Origin of the sequence: Paenibacillus sp. P22 (genome assembly GCF_000469945.2) — a bacterium.
GTDB lineage: Bacteria > Bacillota > Bacilli > Paenibacillales > Paenibacillaceae > Paenibacillus_O > Paenibacillus_O humicus.
Map to the genome: position 1 here is coordinate 22,709 of NZ_CBRA020000048.1, position 6,010 is coordinate 28,718.

The window sequence follows — 6,010 nt, forward strand, 5'->3', positions numbered from 1 at the left end:
CCAGTTGTTATTTCATTTCAAAACTAGTATGTATTGTACATTTAGAACTTGTCCAAATTATATAGACCGATTGAATCAAAATAAAAATCGATTTTCATGTCGAAATGAATCGTAAATAGATGGATTAATATCACATTAATATTATTTCTTCACATGTTGTCGACAGAGCGCGAAAACCATTGGCCGAGCCTTCCTTCCTGAGGTTGACCAGACTGAATGGCATTTATAAAACGGGGAAACCAGTGCGGTTTCCTCTCATGCCGGTGTCATAAGCGGAAGAAAAATATCCAACTGGGACTGAAGGCTCTTGTGCAGCAAGGCCGAGGCACAGGAACGCAGCAAAGGAATAGAACCGGCTTGATTCAGCGTGGAGCGCCGACGATGGCGACCCTATTCGACAAGGGCGATGACGGGCCGAGCGCTTCGAGGGCGCATGCCGACAACGCAGCGGACGGACCGCAGACATAGTCTTGTCCATAAGCAACAGACAAAAACGTTCATCGCATGCCGTCGAAGGCATGAACGGGATGTCGATGCAGCTCGCTTGAAAGGCTCAAGAACGAAAAAGCGGATGCCCATAGGGCATCCGCTTTTTCGTTACTTCCATGGATGATTACCAGGAAGAAGGATCGGTTCCGGTTCAGTTCATGCGTGCAGCAGGCTAAAGACGGGAGGGCTTCGTGTATTTTTGATTGAACAGGGTTTGAAGGCCTCTGGCAAGCAGCTGGAATCCCAGAATAAGGACGAGGTAAGCGGCGAGAGGAACAAACAGGATCCATGGGTAGACGTCCAGGCTGCTCCGTCCGGCCGCGATCAATCCGGCCCATTCATTGGTGCGGCTGTTGTATTCGATCGGATCGAAGGTCATGACTGTTCCTCCAACGAACAGATGGAAGATGGCCAATTGCCCGAACAGAGTCAAGACGAGCACGATTTCCTGGACGATCAAGATCAGGAAGCTGTCCTTCAAGTGGGGAAAGAGATGGGCGCCGATCATTTTCCGGTGGCCCGTGCCGATTGATCGAGCAGCGAGGATGAACGGCTTTTCTCGAATAAGCTCCGTTTTTTCCTTGATCGAGATGACAACCGACGGAATCCCGACGGCGGCAAGCACTGCTCCCATCACGACGCACAACCGAATCGGCGAAAGGCTGGAATTGATCGATAATCCGGCCAGCAGCAGCCAAATGACCAAAAAAATCGGAATTCCATTCAGCAGCTTCCAGGTTGTCGCCGGCTCTCGGCGTTTTGCGGGCTTCCTGGCGAAGTAACCCAGCAGCATGCCCGCGATTCCGCCGAAAAACACTCGGGCAAAAGCAATCGCGACGGCTAAGAAAATCGTGTACTTGGCGCCAACCAAAATCCGGGTCATCAGATCATAGCCGTAATAGTCGGTTCCAAGCGGATAATCCTTGCCTGGAGGAAGCGGCGGCGCAACAATCGTTCCTTTTCCGCTGCTGTCGACTGCATAATGAATTTTCAACGGCTCGTCCAAATCATGCCGGATAAAAAACTTGCCGAAAATGGCTACGCCTATAATTGCCGTTGTGAGAATCAAACCTGCCAGCAGCGTTTTGTTCATCGAGACAACACCTTTTCCCATCCCCATAGATAAGTTTTCAGCAACGTATAAATAACGGCGTATAGAAGAAGCAGCGTGAGGAGTCCATTCACGACAAGCGGGAATTGGTATCCGCTATAGGAGTAGACATTGCTGAACAAGAGCATCGTCAAGCCATGCAGATTATACAAATACTCCACGATAAAGATATTCCCGATCAAAATTCCCAGAAACTTATGCAGATCCGCTCGTATGAAAGGAAGCACATTGGGAAGAGCATGATAGAAAACGATGTAGAGTTTCCTTAATCCGCGGGCTTTGGCAAAGCCGATATAATCTTCGGCCAGCGTATATGTCATCTGCATCGTTACGTTTCGAATCATATAGCTGGCCGGAATGAGAATCGACGATACGAGGGGAAGCACGATCGCAGGCTCCTTGACCGATAAGGTCGCGATTTGAAAAAGGACGACTCCGGTTTTCGATGCCACGAATACGACCAGAAATTGAAGGAGAAGGATGGATACAAAATCGGGCATCGCGCCCAAAAATTCCACGGTCCGCTTCAGCCATTCCGCACGGGATAACGAGAAATAGATTCCGATCAGGACGCCAATCGTCGTGCCGATCAGAGCTCCGCAGGCGAGATAACCGAATGAAATGATGAAATAGCTTCCGATCTGCTCCCAGAAGGAAAGCGTGTTCTGTCCGGATAGAAACCGGAAGGAATCGCCGGTCGGGATGCCGGAAAAATACGCCTTGATGCTTGCTGCGCCCTGAGGCCAATCGAGCCGGATAGAGTGGCTCCCGTCCGGCTGCAGCAAGAGAGGCAGCTCGGCCATGATCAAGACGAGGATGAAGACCATTGGAATGCTTAAAACAATTCGGTTCATTTTTGACATCGCTATCGCTGGATTCCCTTCCTTTGGAAATTCCATTAAGTATATCTTTTAAATCCTTGAAAAGTCTAGATCCGTTTCGTTTCTATCGGCGGGAAGCCGTTTCCCGCTTGACTCTCTTCCATCTCTATCCTCTTGTGATAAAATAATCTAGCATTCAAAAGAAATAAAAGGGGAAATGTCGTCGATGAGAGAGTCGGGATGGAACAAAATTCGGAAAACGGCCTTGTTCGGCCTTTGCTTGCTGATGCTCGCAGCCGCAGGCTGTCAGGCGGTCGGAGGCCTGGACTTGAACGGCGCTATCGCCAAATCGCTTGCGACGCAATCCGGCGAAAGCCGGGGCAGCTTGATGCTGAGCGTGGATTTCAGCCGATTCGCCTTTGAAGATGTCAGCGCTCGCAGCGAGCAGGCAATGAAGCTGCTGGAAAATGTGCAGGTGCGCATCGATTCATGGAAAGTCGAGAACGAAAAGCGTCAATCGCTTCACGGCGCGCTGCTGTTCGGAAGCCGCAGCATCGGCTTTTCCGCACAAGCGGATGAACAGCAGGCCGTTATCCGGATCGAAGGACTTAAAAAGCCCTTGGTCATCCCTATGAATGACGAGGATTACAGCTACGGGGACAGCCTCGGCGCTTCCGCTGTCGGAATCGGCGGCTCGGCAGACCCGCTGCAATCCGCGCTGATCGGCCGCGAGCTGGTGGATAAGGCAGGCGGATTCTGGATCTCCAAGCTGCCGAACCCCGAACGCCTCTCCGTGCTTCCTGTATCCGCTGACGTATACGGCGGAGGCCAAGCAGCCTGGAAAGTGACGACAGAGTGGCAGGGCATGGAGCTTTGGAGCTGGCTCAAAAAATATGTAGCGGAGTTGGCGTCCGATCCCGACGGGCTGAATGAGTCCATCAGCGCCCTGTACGATGTCATTCTGGCGCATCCCGAGCTTGAAGCGGCCGACGACAACGGCGAGCCTTTGACCGCAGCGGGCAAGGACGAGCTCGTCGCCAGCGCGGTCGAGTCCATCCGCGACGGCCTTGCATCCGGTCTGGACAGCATGGACCAGGCGGAGGAGGAAGGGGGGCTCGAGGATCTGTTGACGAAGGGCTCCTCGCTCAAGGCGGAGCTGCTGCTGGATTCCTCTCTGCATATCCGCAGCTTGAGCGCTGCAGCCGTATGGCAGCCGGAGCAAGCCACGGTGGAGCGGGAGAAGCTTCCGATCCAAGGAATCAGCCTGGTTATCCAGCGGGAACAGTGGCATGTCAATGAAGAGGTGGCCGCGGACAAGCCGGCAGCCGGCAAGGACAGCTGGTCTTCGAATCGCTGGGCGGACGCCCCGAGCTTCCGGATCATGCAGGATTTCGATAAAGGAAGCGCCGCATACGAGATCCTCAAAAACGAGCTGCAAGCCGGCCGGCAAACGGCTCTGTTCTTCCCGTTCGGACCGGATTCGTTCATCCTGACGGCATCCGGACAATCGCTGGTGCCGCTGAGAAGCGTTGCGGAGCGCATGGGAGGAACCCTTATGTACGATTCCTCAAAGAAGAAATGGAGTCTGCAGGATGCTGCGACCGGCAAGACGGCTTGGTTCCAAAAAGACAGCCGGTCGATTCAGATCAACGGGAAAAACGCAGAGCTTTCCTATCCGGCAACTGTCGTGAGGGGCAGCCTGTACGTCCCGGCGAGGGATATTGCCCGTTTCCTCGGAGCTTCGATCAGCGTCCAGAAAGAAAGCTACACCCAATATGTCACACTTGAGCGCGAGGTCGGCTAAACGAGCTGCCGCAGCGCATGCCGGACGATTGGCCCAAGGCTTAACTCGCCCGTTTTGCAACCGATCGGTGATAGCGTTTCATGCAATGACAAAGAACGCGTTTCGGGATCAGGACAAGTCTTCCACGGCTTCCTGAACCGAACGCGTTCTTTTTTGCTTGCCCTTGCAGAACGGAGCTTCACATCACGGGACTACGGCACTTGGAGCTTCACATCACGGGACTACGGCACTTGGAGCTTCACATCATGGGCCTATGCATTTCGCCGCATCGCCGGCAGGGTGGCCGATCATTCGCTTATCTAGTCGCATCTCAGGCAAGGTGACCTAACATGGGCTTATCTAGTCGCATCGCGGGAAGGGTGGCCGATCATGGGCTTATCTACTGGCAATGCAGCCGGCGCGGCCCAACGAACGTTCACATCCGCGCCGTCGTCAATTGCTCCACCGTGCCTGCATGGCCTTCCGGCCATGTCACTTGAATGGCGATGTCGGATGGCGCTTCGATCCGAAGCGAAATATACTTCCCTGCAACCCGCCAGCTGACGCTGATCTCGCCTCCGTCCGGCAGCGGCACGACGCCTTCGGCCCAGCTCAAGCCTGCAGGCTGGGGAGCGATCTCTACGGAACGCCAGCCTGCCGACAGCTTGCGGACGCCAAGAATGGACGCGCCGAGGAAATACCCGGGAGCGGCCGACCAGGCATGGCAGTGGCTGCGGGTAAGCAGATCGGGATTGGCCCGGTTCTCCGCGAAATCGGGGTACATCTCCCAGCAGGTCGTCGCGCCATGCTCCAGCATCCGGCCATAGTGAAGGCGGATGTCGTCCAGCATGAGCTCATGGCGGCCCAGCTTGGAGAGCGCCTCATAATAGAAGAAGCTTATGAACGGGCTTCCGATCTGGACCCACTCAGCCGGCGGCTCCGCCAGGTATTGCTCCAGAGCGGCCAGGCGCTCTCCGTCAGCCGCCTCGCACAGGTAGGCTTCCTCCGGAATGGAAGTGTCCGTCAGCGAGTAGACGTAATGCTCCTTCAAATACCCGCTGACGGCCGCCGCCTGGTCGTACCGGTTCGGGCCAGCCGCGCGGACGATGGACGAGGCCAGATCCTTCACCCGCTTCGGCAGGTTTGCGGGCAGCTGAAGATTCGCCTGGATCTGCTCCTGCAGCCATTCCGCATCGGCGCCCTCCGCCGTCTCCTTGGTCTCCGACTGTGCGCGAAGGACCGAGGCGGAAGTCTCCGGCTTGACCGAGCGCATCTCGTACTGCAGCTCTCCCGAGCCTCCCTGCGGCAAATAAATCGCTTCCGTCATTTTGTCCTTCAGGTAAGAGGAGGCTCCCTTTCCGGCGCCTTCTCCTTGCGCAGCCATCAGCTCGGCGTTCCTGCCCGATACCGGAAGCGGCTGTCCTTCGGCATGCCTTGCAAGCCGCACCGTCTGGGTGATTCCAGCGCTACCGCCTGACTCCGTTCCTTGACCCGATCCGACCGGAACCGATTGGAGCTGCCCGTAATCCTCCCTCCAGCCGCGGCCTTCATAGACGGACTTGGACTCCCCTCTCCAATAGAGCGGGGCGGGGGAAAGTGCCGTGAACACAGGCGTCCTGGCAAGCGCGAGCGGCGCACCCAAGACGGAATCGTCCTGGCTGTAGCCGGAAAAGGCTCCTTGCAGCGTACCGCTTCCGACTACAAGCCGGGATGCGCCCCCTGCGCCCGCAGCCGCTGCGGAGGCGCCTTCCCGAATGCTGTGCTGGACCTCGAGCGCCCAGGACGCCGGGCCGTACAGGCGCGGCT

The 6,010-nt window shown here is 55.9% G+C and carries 4 protein-coding genes; 1 reads left to right on the forward strand and 3 read right to left on the reverse strand.

Annotation, left to right across the window (positions count from 1 at the left end; all coding sequences use genetic code 11):
* Positions 1-661 precede the first annotated feature (661 nt).
* Both BN871_RS08670 and BN871_RS08675 read right to left on the reverse strand, forming a co-directional pair.
* Complete coding sequence (locus BN871_RS08670) at positions 662-1,582, reverse strand: ABC transporter permease (RefSeq protein WP_048745409.1); 921 nt, start codon at positions 1,580-1,582, stop codon at positions 662-664.
* Positions 1,579-2,454 (reverse strand): ABC transporter permease subunit, encoded by an 876-nt coding sequence (locus tag BN871_RS08675; protein WP_048745411.1) that lies wholly within the window; start codon positions 2,452-2,454, stop codon positions 1,579-1,581. Before BN871_RS08675 ends, BN871_RS08670 begins: the two co-directional genes overlap by 4 nt.
* Before the next feature lie 193 nt (positions 2,455-2,647).
* On the opposite strand from BN871_RS08675, the gene BN871_RS08680 reads away from it, so the two are divergent.
* Entirely contained in the window at positions 2,648-4,225 is a 1,578-nt protein-coding gene (locus BN871_RS08680) for a copper amine oxidase N-terminal domain-containing protein (RefSeq protein WP_021877296.1), read from the forward strand.
* A 415-nt stretch (positions 4,226-4,640) separates the two neighbouring features.
* Here the strand turns inward: BN871_RS08680 and BN871_RS08685 are convergent.
* On the reverse strand, positions 4,641-6,010 hold a 1,370-nt coding region (locus BN871_RS08685), incomplete at its 5' end, for an alpha-L-rhamnosidase C-terminal domain-containing protein (RefSeq protein ID WP_048745413.1).

Bases quoted from the DNA above. Each gene is read 5' to 3' on its own strand.
- BN871_RS08670 (WP_048745409.1), bottom strand. From the start codon at position 1,582: ATGAACAAAACGCTGCTGGCAGGTTTGATTCTCACAACGGCAATTATA.
- BN871_RS08675 (WP_048745411.1), bottom strand. From the start codon at position 2,454: ATGAACCGAATTGTTTTAAGCATTCCAATGGTCTTCATCCTCGTCTTG.
- BN871_RS08680 (WP_021877296.1), top strand. From the start codon at position 2,648: ATGAGAGAGTCGGGATGGAACAAAATTCGGAAAACGGCCTTGTTCGGC.